This is a genomic window from Pseudomonas batumici (genome assembly GCF_000820515.1).
Taxonomy (GTDB): domain Bacteria; phylum Pseudomonadota; class Gammaproteobacteria; order Pseudomonadales; family Pseudomonadaceae; genus Aquipseudomonas; species Aquipseudomonas batumici.
In genome coordinates this window covers 22,132-35,866 of sequence record NZ_JXDG01000022.1, presented here as the reverse complement: position 1 = coordinate 35,866, position 13,735 = coordinate 22,132, and the positions used below count along the sequence as shown (strand labels likewise).

The window sequence follows — 13,735 nt, the reverse complement described above, 5'->3', positions numbered from 1 at the left end:
ATGGCAGTACGCCCATGATTCCGCCTGCCAACGCAGTGCAACTCTATGAATATCGATACCTTCTGCTGCATAGCCGTCACCGAGTGGGCATAATGATGGCCAACCGCCTTTGTCGCTCTACTGCACTGCGCCGTGCCGCCCCGAAAGGATTCGCATGAACCATTCCGATTTATGCCTCAAATCGATACATGAGCTGCTCACCGATGAGCATGGCAACCCGACACAATTCTGGATTCCCGCCTACCAGCGCGGCTACCGCTGGAAGCCCCTGCAGGTTACCCAGTTACTGGAAGACATCCGCGAATTCAGTCAGCGCCGAAACCCTCAGCCGGAAGAGTTCTACTGTCTGCAACCACTGGTGATCAAGGCCACCGAGCAAGGCCCATTCGAAGTGGTCGATGGCCAGCAGCGGCTAACAACGCTGCTGTTGATTCTTCGGCACTTCAATGAGCGGCTGGCGGAAAAGTACCGGCAGAAGTTGTTCACCCTCGACTACGAAACCCGCCCGCAGCTGTTGGCGTTTCTTGATGAGCCCAGTGAGGTCGGTGCCGACAGCAATGTCGATTACTTCTACCTGTTCAATGCCATCAACACCATTGAGAGCTGGTTCAGCAACCGTGCCCACGAAGTGGATGAGATCAAGTCAGCACTGCTGAACAAGACCCGGGTCATCTGGTTCGAACTGGCGGCTCAGGACAATGCCGTAGACGCTTTCACCCGCCTGAACGTGGGCAAGATTGCCCTGACTGATGACGAACTGATCCGTGCCCTGTTCCTCAAGCGAGGTGATGCCAGCGAATCAGAAACCGCCGCCCGGCAATTGAAGATCGCCCACGAATGGGACCAGCTTGAGAAGGCCCTACAGGCGGACGAGTTCTGGTACTTCCTCAGCAACCAGCAGAGCCGACCTCAGAACCGCATTGGCCTGCTGTTTGAACTGGTGGCCAAGGCCGACGGCCTGGGCAATGGGGCGGACCAAGACGAGCACGGCATCTTCCATGCCTACAGTAGGAAACTCAAGGTTTCCGGCGCTACCTCGAAGGAATGGCTGCGCATCAAGCAGACCTTCATGATGCTGGAGGAGTGGTTTGAAGACCGCACGCTTTTCCACATCGTTGGGTTCTTGATTCATCAGGGCATGGATGTCGCGCACATCTGCGAGCTGTCGCTGCAGACCACCAAGAGTGCATTCGAGCGCAAGCTGCGCAAAGCGGTGTTTGCCCGTACCATCGGCAACGAAGAGCTCGACTCCCTGAAACCCGAAGCGCTGCACCTGTGCATCAGCGAGCGTCTTGAAGAGTTGGAATACGGCCGCCATTCGCCGAGTATTCGCTCACTGCTGTTGCTGTTCAACCTGGCCACACTGCTGGACAGCCCGCGCTCCAACCTGCGCTTCCAGTTCGACAGTTTCAAGAACGGTGAGTGGGACATCGAACATGTACGCTCGATTGCCTCCAGTCGCCCCATGCGCCTGCATGACCAGGTGAGCTGGCTGAACCTGTGTGCGGGCTACCTGGAAGCCCAGAAGCTCAATGACCAGGTGGTGCAGATCGGGCAGCTGTTGAACAGCATTCACGCTTTTATCGAGCAATCAAAGAAAGCTCATTCGGACGAAGCCTTCGAAGCGCTGTACAAAAAACTGCTGGCCTTCTTCCAGGAAAACGATGAAGCGCCGACCGACCATGGCATCTGCAACCTGACCCTGCTGGATAAAGGTACCAACCGCAGCTACAAGAACGCCGTGTTCGCGGTCAAGCGCAAGGCACTGCTGGCTCTCGACCAGTCGGGGATCTTCGTGCCGCTGTGCACCCGCAATGTGTTCCTCAAATGCTACAGCCCGCAGGCCGACAACGTGATGTTCTGGAGCAAGGACGACCGCGACGCCTACCAGGTCGAAATCACCCGAGCCCTGGTGGGCTTCTTCAGTGCAACCAAGGAGATTACCCCATGAGCGACTCTGGCAGTCAGATCACCCTGAAACAGCTGCTGAGCCGCCATCAGCGAATTCAGATCCCGATGATCCAGCGCGACTACGCCCAGGGCCGCCCAGGCGCAGAGGACGTACGCGAGGAGTTCCTAGGTAGCCTGCAGCAGGCATTTGCATTGGCAGCGAATGACGACGCCATGCCCCTGAACCTGGACTTCATCTACGGTAGCGTCGACATCGATGGCCCGGCCCGCTTTCTGCCACTCGACGGCCAACAGCGACTGACCACCCTGTTCCTGCTGCACTGGTACCTGGCCTGGCGCGACGGCTGCCAGGCCGAGTTCCGCCAGGTATTTTGCGAAGGCGCAGGCTCACGGTTTTCCTACAGCGTACGTCCGAGCAGCGCCGAGTTCTTCGATGAGCTGGTGAACTTCTGGCCGGCGCGCGAGGCCGCCGACGAGTCTTCATTGACTGGGCTGATCACCAACCAGGCCTGGTATTTCCGTTACTGGCGCCTGGACCCGACCATTCAGTCCTGCCTGACCATGCTGGAAGCCATTCACCAGCGCTTCGCCGACGTCACGGGTGCCTATGCACGGTTGATGGACGAACAGCAACCGGTGATCACCTTCCAATTGCTTGACCTCGACCATTTCGGGCTGTCTGACGATCTGTACATCAAGATGAACGCCCGGGGCAAACCGCTGACGGCCTTCGAGACATTCAAGGCCCGCTACGAGCACGAGCTTAAGGGCCAGTTTGGCGACGAGACGCGGGACATCAGCGGCCAGGCCTTCACCGTCGCCGATTTCTTCGCCCGCAGCATGGACACCCGCTGGGCCGATTTCTTCTGGGCGTATCGCGACAAGGAAACCCACCTTTACGACGATGCGATCATGAACTTCTTCCATGCCGTGGCGTTCGTTTGCCGCGACCCGGAATCGTCCGGCTACCTGGAGGAAATCAGCACCTTCAGAGGCAAGCCGTTGAAGTCAGCCTATGTCCTGTACCACAAGGGTGGATGGCTGGAGCGCGACTTCTCCGTCACCCTTATGTTGCTGCTGGAAACCTGGAGCGCTCAGGACAACCGGTTCACGCCGCTGCTGCCAGACAACCCGTACTTCAACGAAGCTGCCATGTTCCAACGCTTGGTCAGTGACCCTGCGGCCCTGGCCTATACCGACCTGGTGCAGCTGTTCGCCTACGTCGCCTTCCTGCGTACGACGGGCGAGCAGTCCGAGCCACAAGCGCTGCTGGAATGGATGCGGGTGATCTACAACCTGTCGATCAATTCCAGCTACGAGCGCCCCTCCGATATGCAGCGCAGTCTGCTGGCGGTCCAGAGCCTGTTGCCCCATGCCGGCGATGTCCTCGGCTACTTCGCCAGCACCGAAAAACCGACAACCGGTTTCTTCCTGCAGCAGGTCAGCGAAGAGCAGCTCAAAGCCGAGTTGTTGCTGGCCCACAGTGGCTGGCGCGAGCTAATCGAACGGGCGGAAAAACATGGCTACTTCAAGGGCCAGATCGAGTTCCTACTGGAGTTCAGTGGTGCCGTGGCCAAGCGACGCAAGGCGGGGCTGGCACAGTGGGTGCCCGGCGAACATCTTGCGCTGCAACAGCGCTTTTCTGGATACCTGGACAAGGCGGAAAAAATGTTCAGTGCGCGTGGCCTGAACAGCCTGGCGGACTTCCGATGGGAGCGTGCCTTGCTGTCATTCGGCGACTACCTGTTGCCCAGCGGCTCCAACTACTCGTTCCTGGTCAACTCGGCGTCGGAGCAAGCCAGTTGGAAGCGGCTGTTACGCGGCGGTGCTGGGGAAAATGTGCAGGAAGCACGTGCGCTTTTGCAAAAGCTGTTGGAGCAGATCGATCTTGACGCTCCGCTTGAAGACCAACTGGATGAGCTGATTGCCAATGCCGAGGGCCTGGAGCCCTGGCGCCAGATCATGGTGGATACACCGGCGGTGTTCGGCTATTGCGGTGAGCATGCGCTGCGTTGGGAGGGCGACCACATTTACCTGCTCAAAAAAAGCCGCATGAGCGGGATGCATGCCGAGTTGTTCAGCTATCACCTGTTCTCCCAGCTTGAAGCGGAGCAACTGCAGAAAAAGCTCTTGCCGCTGCGGCAAGTTGAATACCAACCAGTCAGCGGCTCGGAGTTCGAGCCGAGCCTGTATCTGGCTCTCACATTTCGGGGCAGCAGCCTGTACTTCTTGATCTATTCATTCTTAGGGAATTTCAGGATTTACGTATCTCGAAAAGCGTTGAAATCCGTACCTGATCTGGAAAAACTGTTAGTTGCGACCTTCAAGTTTGACGTTCAGAAGGAAGCCATCTATCTAGAAGTCACACGAGAAGGCATTCACACCACGCTGCTTTCCATGGCCCGAGCAATCAAAGTCCTGGAGGTGCAAGGCGGCTGATACGTTGTGGGGTTCTGTCGGTGACTTGGTGGAGCGGATTCATCCGCGATGGCCAGATGTCCATTCACCCCGAGAGGCGGGACATCGGTTGAGGGCGGCAGGCTTGTTCATTGACAGCTCATCCTGAGCAATCGGGTACTGACCGAAGTCACACTAACCCCAATGATAAGGAGTTGGCAGTGGAACGAATCTCTCTTATCCCTCAGGTGCTGCGCCGGTCAGCGGCCATGGGTAACGCCTGCCTGCCAGCCAACTACGTCTGTTACACCTACGGCTCCAGCAAAGGGCTTGGTTTTGACCGCGTCTTGCTAATCGCACCGGAAAAACACGTGCAATTCCTGAGTGGCAATCGGCAAACGTTTGACAACGATAAGACCGACGAATCGCGTAACAAGCTGTATGTGGCCATTACCCGTGCCCGATACAGCCTGGCCATCGTGATTGACGACAAGGCCGCGCCGGCATGCCCTACCCGATATGGGAACAGTCCGCTCCCCACCTTCTCCAACGGCAGGCCTGACAGGCCGCCCTTCCTTAATACCGGGCAAGACAGCTATGCCGACGACCCACGCAGCTCGGGCGGGGTCTGACCCCGGTCAACACTCTCTAAGGAGCCAACGTGAAGCTCGCCACTTTGCTGAAAGCGCTAACGGCGCATGTGCCGGTTCCCGGTGCGAAAAAAACCTCGGCCGATCCGTTCAAGCAGTACTTCGACAAACAAGCAGAGATCTTTTGCATCGGGAATATCCCGTTAAGAATCAAACAAGAAGCCCGCGCTATTATCGAAGGCAGGATCGGCAGCACCCCCCGTTTTGACCGCAGTTACATCGACTCACTGCAGTTGACGCCCGAAGCTCGGGCCATTTTTGATGTCGCGCTGCAACGGTTGTGTCGCTACACCGCTAAGCTGATCGGCGACGAGCCCAGAAAGAAAAAGCAACCGCTGTATCCCTGGCAATGCGCGGTGGTTTTCGTGCCTGATACGAACTTCAACGCCTGGGTGCGCCTGGCTCACGATGAACGGGACAACACCGCGTTGATTTTCATCAACATCGGTGTACTCGTGGAAAATCTCCACAGGCTACATATCGCCTATGCAACACCCGGCTTCATGGATATGGTCATGCGTGATCGGTTGGCACCTCACGTTCCACCCCAGGCCGACACTGGCTACCTCTGTACCCTGTCTCGCAATGGCAGATTTGTCGCGATTGCCACAGAAATCGCGGTTAAGGCTGCGATGCTAGTGATTTTTCACGAGTATGCTCATTTTCTTCGCGGCCACTTGACGTACTTACGCGGCGAGTTGGCTCATTCCGGTGAGATTTTCGAGGCGCCTGATCCGGCGCTGCCCGCCACCGAGGTATTGGACGACGACTTACGACGGGTAATCGAGATGGACGCAGATCAGAAGGCTGGCAGTTTCGCATCTACTTTCTGGCGCATGCTCGATCATCCTGCGGTTTCGCCTAAGGACTGTCAGAACGAAGCCTTTTCGATGGAGATCATCTCCGCCGTACTGTCGAACAACCTGATCCTCGGGCAGTACGAGTTCACCGACCGCTACTACAGCCCGTTGTGGAGAACGCAACACATCTTGGAATACTTCTGGGCAGACTTCTTCTCCGTCGACAAGACCTTGCCTGAGGCAGAGCGCCAATGCCAGCGCACCGCTATCAGCAATGAGATGTATCAGCTCCAATTCAAGCTGACCTCGGAGCATGAGCGGGTCTACGCGATCATGGGGTGGGGTGAGGGGCTGTCCTTCGAACGGGTGGAGAGAGAGATCGAAATTTTGCTGGGTGAGGATAAGCACCGGCTTGAGAACTTGCAACTCCGGCTTATCCCGTACATGCCATTCAATTTCTTTTATCAGCGGCACGCCGCTCAAACTCAGTACTGAGCAGCACGGTTGTCCCGCGGCAAATCAACGGTGAGGCCTGCGCGGCGGGGTGAGGAACTGCAGCCTCGTCATGTGCGCTTGGCAGTTGTCTCCGCCGTCGCTTTCGTCGACTTTGTTTCGGAGACTTACCATTACAGAGAAGTCTGGGCAGATCCGACTAACGCACCTGTCTGCGTGCGTGCACTGTAACCGCATACTTGGCATACGCTGTTGAGTGCCCAGAGAGTTTGCATCACTGTGCCGAGCAAAAACGCAACATGGGCGCCCGTTCATTAATTCCAAGCGCCAATGTCCCAAAGCCTATCGAAGCCCTGAAGCGGCCGCCCTCCCCCAAGGTCCAAAGCATCACTGGACGCTAGCGTGCCACCGACCGCAGCGACTTCGTTGCAATAAATATAGGAAGCTCCCAAGTAGGCTCCCTGGAGACAAGCCCGGCAATTGCCACCGGCTCATGTATTGAAAGCATTCACCAAGCACTCATGCCCGTGCACAGTGGAAAGACTCAAACGGCTACCGCTTAGCCGGTGAAACCTGGTCTTTCTGTCCTGCCTGGGTGATATCGAAAATTTTCTGGTCGCATGACAAGAAATTCTGCAGATCAAACTCAACCAAATAGGTCTTACTGGACTGAGGGAGGAAGGCTCGAGACACCGGGCCACATTCTCCTAGCCGATAAGTCGTACCGAAGTCGTCACGCCAATTGGCGACACCTTCAACCTCAGTCCGTTGACCCGCTGGCACTAACATTTCGCGGCTCGGCCTTGCAAGATAGGGCCCTCGCATGAGCCCTTTAACCACCCCCCTGGCAAAGGCGGGCAACTGCTGCTCTTGAGCATCGTTATACACAGCACCGACTCTGTTCAAATCCCCTGGCTTTCCGATCTTAAAATTCACCACAGCTCCGGTGTTGACCACTTTGAAAATGACCTTTGCATTGTGTTCGTCTGCGGTGAGTACAACGGTTTTTTCAACCAGTTCTGCTGGAGTCGCCCCCTTATGCGAAGAACAGCCGGCGAGAAAAGCGATGAGCACGCTCAAAGAGACAGCCTGAACTAACAAATTGCGTACAAACAAACCTTTAGCCTCCATAAACCCCATCATTCTCAGCCATGAGATAGCTCAACGCCATCATATCAAAAGCGCCTATAGCCAGGCGTTTTTTCGATTCGCTCCGCCTGTCAGTCATTCGGATGCGCAGCCTCGAGATCCTGTTCGGGCCACATTGGGGCATGAAGACTTCAGTATACTGAGAGGCCCCTTTATCCAAGTCCGTGGGTTGCAATGCCGAGCCGCAGAAGCAGATCACTCGTACCGTCTTTTAACTGGGCCTCACCGGACCCGACGGAACGACGCACATGACGACAGCCCCCCCCTCACCGCCCGAGAGGTTTACCAGGTGCTCAAAGATGTGGCTCTGGGTGTACGCACCCTGCGTCGACTGAGCGCGCAGTCCTGGAACAAGATCCATACCGGACCTATGCCCGTTGAGGTAGATGGCTGGAGGCTTACGCTTTTCAATGACAGCGATACCCTCGACTACTGCGAGGACGCGACGTGCCCTGCTGGAAGAACAGGAACGCTTGAAGATTGGCAGCGTTACGGAACCAATCCGGTTGATCTACTGAACACTTGGGAGCATCAGCAGTTGGAGCTCACGCTCGCCAATCTTTGATATGTCCCCATCACTCTTCGTCGCCATCCGAAATGCTACTCGTTGAAGCGCCGGTTCATTCAGGCTGGAAAACGAGGTGCCAACCTCTGAAACCGTCAACTGCGATGACGCCTAATACGGCTCCTGTTCCCTCCAGCAGAGACCACCTAAAAAATACCCTCGACCCAAATCCTGTTTGTTTGCGGCGCCGCCGGCTCTGATTTGCAACTGTGTTCTCACCACTGCGTGAGGACACATGGATGTTTTTTTCCCCTACTCGGCCGCTGGCCACCGCTATAACACTCGCCTTGCCGTTGACCGTGATTGCGCTGTCGGGCTGCGCATCGTTGACGACTTCATCTGCTCAAACGGAGGTCATAGGCCCTTCCGTTTCGAAGGCTTCACACCGGTCCCAGGTTCAGTGGCTGCAGCCTGAACGTTCGCCTGCACAGCGAGAGGGCCGTTACACCCTCGCCAGCACGTTGCCCCGGGCCGAGCAGTTGGATCTGCTGAGCCAGGTGATCGATATCCATCTACCGGAGGCCTTGAACCCGACGGTTCAAGAAGCCATGCGCTACGTTCTGCGCCACTCAGGCTATCGGTTGTGTCCGGCGGACGCTGCAGGGACTGGCGATGTGCAGGTGCTGTACGCCCATCCTTTGCCCGCTGCCCACTACCGGCTGGGGCCTATCACTGTGCGTAATGCACTGCTGGCGTTGGCTGGGCCGGCCTGGCGGGTGGAGGTTGACGAAAAAGCTCGAAGCATCTGCTTTGTGGCGCGAGACAAGGGTTCGGAACGGCTGCCGGCAACCGTGGTGGTTGGCGCGGCGGCGAGTACAGCAGGAGCGGTTTCCTCACCTGCGGCGCGGCCGCTGGGAGGTGAGTGATGAAGCGTCCCACACTGTATTCAGCCATTCAGGGTGCCACGCTGATTCTGTTGGTGGGCACCGCGGTCTACCTGGGAGGCAAACTCTCGACGCTCTCCACCGTTGTGGCCTCGACGCCCTCTCGCGAAGGTCTGGACAGCATCCAGTTGCATCTGAAAAAGGTGGATGCCGAACTCAAGGGTTTGCAGTCGCAGAGCTGCGTAACAGAGGCCGATTTTCAGATTGCGCAACAGGCACTTCTTCAACGCGTTGAGGCGCTGGCGGCGGACCGCTCCGTAGAGACCGTCGTCTCGGGACTCGCTGCGCTGACCACCCAGGTGGAAAGCACAGAGGGGGCGTTGCTGACGCTCAAGGCCGCCGTAGAAGCCCCTCCTGCTCCGGCCACTGCGCCGCGCCCCTCCTCTGCTGTTGCACCGGGTTCTTCATCGACCGTGCCCAAGGCCGTACGTCCTCGCAAAACCAGCGCACGCCCCCCCTTCACCGTCGTGGGTCTGGAGTCACGCGGCGGTGAGTTGTTTTTGGCCGTGGCGCTCACAGGGGTACGGCGACTGGAGGACATTGAGCTACTTCGACCGGGTCGGGTGTTCTTGGGCTGGCGCTTGGAAGCGTTGGAGCCAAGCAAAGCCCGATGGATTCGGCCTGACGGTGGTTCGTTCACCGTCTCGATCCCGTGAGGGCTGCGCCATGAACGTATCCCCTCTTTGTCTGTTGTTGAGCGGCGCCTGTCTGTTACTGCCTTCGGTGGTGCAGGCCGAAGCGCTTATTCCCCTGGCCGTTGAAAGCACGCCGCATACCCAGCTCCAGGAGCACCCGACTCAAGCGCTTGAGCAGGTGCTGGCCACCGAATGGGGCCTCAAACCAGAAGAGTGGCAGCGCTACCGCCGCTTGATGCAAGGGCCACTGGGTGTGTACTCGCCCAACCTCGATCCGCTGACGGCGTTGGGCATAGAGGCGCGAGATTCACAGGAACAGCAGCGTTATGCCGAACAGCAGGTGCAGGCGGAGTTCGCCCGCGTGCAGAAGCTGCTGGCCTACCAGAATGCCTACAACGATGCCTTTCAGCGTTTGTACCCCGGGCAACTGCCGGTCAACCTGATGGGCACCGAGAGCACGGCCCAGGCATCCCCTGTTACTTCATCGGTGCGGTTGGCGGTGTTTGTCACCACGAACTGCAAGAACTGCCCCGAGCGCGTCAGGCAACTTCAGCAAACGGCGCAGGGTTTCGATCTGTACCTGGTCGACAGCCTAGGAAAAGATGACCGCCTTCGCGCCTGGGCCAAACGGGCTGGGATTGAGCCGCAGAAGGTTCTCAACCGCGACATCACCCTCAATCACGACGCCGGGCACTGGGCCCGTCTGGGCGACAACGGGGCCTTTCCTGCCGTCATGCGGCAGGTCAATGGCCAATGGCAGCGGCAATGAGCCGGCGCCGCTTATGGCCATGTGCAGGCCTGGTGGGGGGTGGTCTGTTGGCCCTGCAGGTCAGTGCTACTGCGTTGCCACCGCCCGCTTACCAATGGGCCACCCGAGGCACGCCGGTCCCCTCACCCGTGTTGTACGCGCTGGCCCTTCAAGAGAGCGGTGCCCAGGTCCGTGGTCGGCTGATTCCCTGGCCCTGGACCCTGAACGTGGCCGGCCAGTCTTACCGCTTTGCGGATCGGCGCTCGGCGTGCAGTGCCCTGCTTCAAGCCCTCCAGACAGTCAGTGCCAAACAGGTGGATGCCGGTTTGGGCCAGATCAACCTGGGCTGGAACGGTGAGCACTTTGCACATCCCTGCGAGGCCCTGGACCCGTACCGCAATCTGGCCGTCGCCACCGCGTTGCTCCTGAAACACAAATCCCCGGACAGCGACTGGACCGCTGCCGCGGGCCGATACCACCGTCCGGTCGGCGGCGCTCCCGCCAAACGCTACCGCCAGGCCTTTGCCAAGCACCTGACCCGTGTCACCACCCCCAACCTTCAAGGAATGAAGACCCCATGAGCCCAATACATTCCCCCCTATCTCCGTTTGCCACCCGCGCACCGCTGGCTGCTTTGGCACTGGGCGTACTGACTGGCCTGTCTTGCGCTGCCGTCCACGCCGAACTGATCGTTGTTGACGATCAGGGCGGCACCTCGACCCTCGCCTATTACCGCTCCCTCAACCTGTTGCCGGATGAGCAACCGGCCAAGGCCATGACCTTGCCGCCGGTACGCATCACCGCCTACAGCGAGGCGGACATGTTGCCAGTGAGGTCACCATCATTGAGCCCAGGTTCCTTCGAGAGCCGCGTGCACAATGCTGCCGGCTTGCAGCCCGTGTTCCTGGTCGGCGATGACGAGCTGTCACGGCAGTGGCTACAGCGCCGAGGTGATGCCTTGCGCGAGATGAAGGCCGTTGGCTGGGTAGTCAATGTGCAGCGGATGGCGGCCCTCGCTGAGCTGCGTGCCTTGGGCGCCGGACTGGAGATGCTACCGGCGTCGGCAGATGACCTGGCCCAGCGGCTGGGAATTGAGCACTACCCCGCACTGGTGACGGCTACCGGTATCGAGCAGTAGTCATGACCCAGTCCCACACCATCGAGGCCCTGCTGCGGCCTGCCGTGGAGCTCTACACCGTGGCGGTGTGTGGCATTGGGGCTTACTTGAGTCTGTTCGCGCCTTGGTCGCTGGCGTTAACACCGCTCTTCGGGGCGGTGTCGGCGTTGTTCTTTCTGGGGTTTGGCGGGATACGTCTTCGCCAGGCGCTGGTGGTGTTGCGCTACCGGCGCAACATCCGTCGCTTACCGCGCTATGTGATGACCAGCAAGCAGGTGCCCGTGAGCAACCATAGGCTCTTTGTCGGCATCGGCTTCAAGTGGGAACAGCGGCACACCCAGCGCCTGATGCAGACCTACCGCCCCGAGTTTCGTCGCTACGTAGAGCCCACGGCAGCGTTTCAGGCCGCTCGCCGACTGGAAGCGCGCCTGGAGTCAGTGCCCTTTCCGTTGAGCCTGATACCCCGCGTTACCGCCTGGGACAGCCTGCTCAATCCAGTACGCCCTCTGCCACCGGTGGGCGGTTCCCCTCGTCTGCATGGCGTTGAACCCAATGAAGTTGAGGTCTCCCTGCCCCTCGGAGAGCGCGTCGGCCACAGCCTGATTCTGGGCACGACCCGGGTGGGTAAAACCCGGTTGGCGGAGCTGTTCATCACTCAGGATATCCGCCGCAAGAAGATCGTCGACGGCCTGCCCATATTCGAGCCGGTGATCGTGATTGATCCCAAAGGCGACGCTGACCTGCTCAAGCGCATGTACATCGAAGCCAAACGCGCCGGGCGTGAGGGTGAGTTTTATGTCTTTCACCTGGGCTGGCCGGATATTTCGGCGCGCTACAACGCCGTGGGCCGGTTTGGGCGCATCTCCGAAGTGGCCAGCCGCATCGCCGGCCAGCTTTCGGGTGAAGGCAACAGCGCGGCGTTTCGGGAGTTTGCCTGGCGCTTCGTCAACATCATTGCGCGGGCCTTGGTGGAGCTGGGCATTCGTCCGGACTACCTGAAGATCCAGCAGCACGTCATCAACATCGACGCGCTGTTCATCGAGTACAGCGGTTACTACTTCGCCAAGCACGACCCCAGGGCCTGGGACGTGATTGTCACCCTGGAAGGTGCCCTCAACGAAAAGAACACCCCTTACAACATGCGCGGTCGGCAGAAACGCGTAACCGCCATTGACCAGTACCTCTCGCAAACCCGAGTGGCGGACCCGGTGATGGATGGACTGCGCTCAGCGATCCGCTATGACAAGACCTACTTCGACAAGATCGTCGCCTCGCTCCTCCCACTGCTGGAGAAGCTCACCACCGGGCGCATGGCCGAGTTGATCTCGCCCAATTACACAGACCTCAACGATCCCCGGCCGATATTCGACTGGATGCAGATCATCCGTAAGCGGGGCATCGCGTACGTTGGGCTTGATGCCTTGTCCGACCCAGAGGTAGCCGGGGCCGTGGGCAACTCAATGTTTTCGGACCTGGTATCCGTGGCGGGCCATATCTACAAGTTCGGCATCGATGACGGTCTGCCCGGCGCTGTCCAGGATCAGAAAATCCCCATCAACCTTCACGCCGACGAGGTCAACGAGCTGATGGGCGATGAGTTTATTCCGCTAATCAACAAGGGCGGCGGTGCTGGCATCCAGGTCAGCGCCTACACCCAGACCCTCAGCGACATTGAGGCCAAGATCGGCAACCGGGCAAAGGCCGGTCAGGTGGTGGGCAACTTCAACAACCTCTTCATGCTGAGGGTCCGCGAGACCTCCACTGCCGAGCTGCTCACCCGCCAATTGCCCAAGGTGGACGTCTACTCGACCACGCTGGTTAGTGGTGCAACCGACAGTTCGGACCCGACCGGCAACACCGATTTCACCAGCAATACCCAGGACCGGGTCAGCTCCACCAGTGTCCCGCTGATAGAACCAGCCCACATCGTCAGCCTGCCGAAGGGGCAAGCCTTTGCTCTGATCGAAGGCGCCAACCTCTGGAAAATCCGAATGCCCCTACCTGCCACCGATCCCGATGAATGCATGCCCAAGGACCTGCAAACCTTGGCCCAGCACATGCGCAAGCGCTACATCAACGGAGGTGGCGAGTGGTGGATGGGCAGCGGGACGCGGGTGCTTGATGAATCGCTGCCCGCGGATCTGTTGGACGATGGCCCTGCCCCCAAGGACGCCCATCTGGCCGCAGCCGATGCGACGGATACAGAGGAGGCTCAGCCATGAGAGGGTCCACCCGTTTAGAACTGCGCTTCGCTCAGCTTCGGGCGCCGAGTTCTTCGGTTAAGGCCATATCCAAGGTCCTGGGGAGATTGCTTAGAGAGACTCAGTCGGGGGTCCATGATGCGTATGAACTGTTTGACCAGTTGAATCAGCACGGCCTGTCTCCACGGTGGACCACCCCGATCCATATTCGGGTGGAGGACTCCG

The 13,735-nt window shown here is 58.9% G+C and carries 11 protein-coding genes and 1 pseudogene; 11 read left to right on the top strand and 1 reads right to left on the bottom strand.

Translation table 11 applies throughout. The features are described 5' to 3' along the window. The first annotated feature begins 154 nt into the window (after positions 1 to 154). The 4 genes from UCMB321_RS10440 to UCMB321_RS10425 all read left to right on the top strand — a co-directional run bounded on the left by UCMB321_RS10440 (position 155) and on the right by UCMB321_RS10425 (position 6,253). Complete coding sequence (locus UCMB321_RS10440) at positions 155 to 1,951, top strand: DUF262 domain-containing protein (RefSeq protein WP_040066179.1); 1,797 nt, start codon at positions 155 to 157, stop codon at positions 1,949 to 1,951. Continuing rightward, positions 1,948 to 4,350 carry a DUF262 domain-containing protein gene (locus tag UCMB321_RS10435; RefSeq protein ID WP_052451132.1) on the top strand — a complete coding sequence of 801 codons (2,403 nt, stop codon included), beginning with the start codon at positions 1,948 to 1,950 and terminating at the stop codon, positions 4,348 to 4,350. The genes UCMB321_RS10440 and UCMB321_RS10435 overlap by 4 nt, the downstream gene beginning before the upstream one ends. Positions 4,351 to 4,460: 110 nt before the next feature. Further along, a complete protein-coding gene (locus UCMB321_RS10430; protein WP_342430281.1) occupies positions 4,461 to 4,940 on the top strand; it encodes a 3'-5' exonuclease in 480 nt (159 codons plus the stop codon). Positions 4,941 to 4,969: 29 nt separating this feature from the next. Next, positions 4,970 to 6,253, top strand: coding sequence for a hypothetical protein (locus UCMB321_RS10425; RefSeq protein WP_040066174.1), 1,284 nt, complete (start codon positions 4,970 to 4,972; stop codon positions 6,251 to 6,253). A gap of 510 nt (positions 6,254 to 6,763) precedes the next feature. Here UCMB321_RS10425 and UCMB321_RS10420 read toward each other — a convergent pair. After that, on the bottom strand, positions 6,764 to 7,342 hold the full coding sequence (locus UCMB321_RS10420; protein ID WP_209437154.1) for a hypothetical protein: 579 nt from the start codon (positions 7,340 to 7,342) through the stop codon (positions 6,764 to 6,766). A gap of 280 nt (positions 7,343 to 7,622) precedes the next feature. On the opposite strand from UCMB321_RS10420, the pseudogene UCMB321_RS10410 reads away from it, so the two are divergent. The 7 genes and pseudogenes from UCMB321_RS10410 to traD all read left to right on the top strand — a co-directional run. After that, a pseudogene (locus UCMB321_RS10410) lies at positions 7,623 to 7,925 on the top strand (DUF7693 family protein); the annotation flags it as partial. A 239-nt stretch (positions 7,926 to 8,164) separates the two neighbouring features. Continuing rightward, a complete protein-coding gene (pilL2, locus tag UCMB321_RS10405; protein WP_084614889.1) occupies positions 8,165 to 8,791 on the top strand; it encodes a PFGI-1 class ICE element type IV pilus protein PilL2 in 627 nt (208 codons plus the stop codon). Beyond that, positions 8,791 to 9,465 carry a hypothetical protein gene (locus UCMB321_RS10400; RefSeq protein WP_040066167.1) on the top strand — a complete coding sequence of 225 codons (675 nt, stop codon included), beginning with the start codon at positions 8,791 to 8,793 and terminating at the stop codon, positions 9,463 to 9,465. The genes pilL2 and UCMB321_RS10400 overlap by 1 nt, the downstream gene beginning before the upstream one ends. A 10-nt stretch (positions 9,466 to 9,475) precedes the next feature. Beyond that, entirely contained in the window at positions 9,476 to 10,213 is a 738-nt protein-coding gene (locus tag UCMB321_RS10395) for a TIGR03759 family integrating conjugative element protein (RefSeq protein ID WP_040066165.1), read from the top strand. After that, positions 10,210 to 10,773: a lysozyme family protein gene (locus UCMB321_RS10390; protein ID WP_040066164.1), complete on the top strand. Its 564-nt coding sequence runs from the start codon at positions 10,210 to 10,212 to the stop codon at positions 10,771 to 10,773. Before UCMB321_RS10395 ends, UCMB321_RS10390 begins: the two co-directional genes overlap by 4 nt. After that, a complete protein-coding gene (locus UCMB321_RS10385; RefSeq protein WP_084614885.1) occupies positions 10,770 to 11,330 on the top strand; it encodes an integrating conjugative element protein in 561 nt (186 codons plus the stop codon). The genes UCMB321_RS10390 and UCMB321_RS10385 overlap by 4 nt, the downstream gene beginning before the upstream one ends. 2 nt (positions 11,331 to 11,332) lie before the next feature. Then, a complete protein-coding gene (gene traD, locus UCMB321_RS10380) occupies positions 11,333 to 13,531 on the top strand; it encodes a type IV conjugative transfer system coupling protein TraD (RefSeq protein WP_040066162.1) in 2,199 nt (732 codons plus the stop codon). Positions 13,532 to 13,735: the final 204 nt, after the last annotated feature.

Coding starts and splice junctions, on each gene's coding strand:
- UCMB321_RS10440 (WP_040066179.1), top strand. CDS start 155: ATGAACCATTCCGATTTATGCCTCAAATCGATACATGAGCTGCTCACC.
- UCMB321_RS10435 (WP_052451132.1), top strand. CDS start 1,948: ATGAGCGACTCTGGCAGTCAGATCACCCTGAAACAGCTGCTGAGCCGC.
- UCMB321_RS10420 (WP_209437154.1), bottom strand. CDS start 7,342: ATGGAGGCTAAAGGTTTGTTTGTACGCAATTTGTTAGTTCAGGCTGTC.
- pilL2 (WP_084614889.1), top strand. CDS start 8,165: ATGTTTTTTTCCCCTACTCGGCCGCTGGCCACCGCTATAACACTCGCC.
- UCMB321_RS10400 (WP_040066167.1), top strand. CDS start 8,791: ATGAAGCGTCCCACACTGTATTCAGCCATTCAGGGTGCCACGCTGATT.
- UCMB321_RS10395 (WP_040066165.1), top strand. CDS start 9,476: ATGAACGTATCCCCTCTTTGTCTGTTGTTGAGCGGCGCCTGTCTGTTA.
- UCMB321_RS10390 (WP_040066164.1), top strand. CDS start 10,210: ATGAGCCGGCGCCGCTTATGGCCATGTGCAGGCCTGGTGGGGGGTGGT.
- UCMB321_RS10385 (WP_084614885.1), top strand. CDS start 10,770: ATGAGCCCAATACATTCCCCCCTATCTCCGTTTGCCACCCGCGCACCG.
- traD (WP_040066162.1), top strand. CDS start 11,333: ATGACCCAGTCCCACACCATCGAGGCCCTGCTGCGGCCTGCCGTGGAG.